Origin of the sequence: Ochrobactrum sp. SFR4, assembly GCF_019730395.1 — a bacterium.
Classification (GTDB): domain Bacteria; phylum Pseudomonadota; class Alphaproteobacteria; order Rhizobiales; family Rhizobiaceae; genus Pseudochrobactrum.
Genome location: NZ_JAAPBB010001402.1, coordinates 1 through 235, shown reverse-complemented (window position 1 = coordinate 235; position 235 = coordinate 1). Strand labels below are relative to the sequence as shown.

Here is a 235-nt window from a genome sequence, read left to right as displayed (position 1 = left end):
CATTTCGGTGCAAATGAAGCGCTCCATGCCTCGCCGATTGGCAAGGCCGGTCAGCGGGTCGGTTTCCGCCAGTTCCTGCAATCTGGTGTTGAAGCTTTGCAGCTTCTCATATTTGCTCGACAAATCGGCGATGCGCCTTTTGAACGGAGAAATGTCAGTCAACGTCACGAAGGTTGCTATCGTTGCGCCGCTATCGCTGCGAACCGGATGGATGGTCGCAAGAAACATTTGTCCA

1 pseudogene is annotated in these 235 nt (G+C 53.6%); it reads right to left on the bottom strand.

Annotated elements, in window-relative coordinates:
- Nucleotides 1-235, bottom strand: a pseudogene (locus tag HBA93_RS23645) (hypothetical protein); the annotation flags it as partial.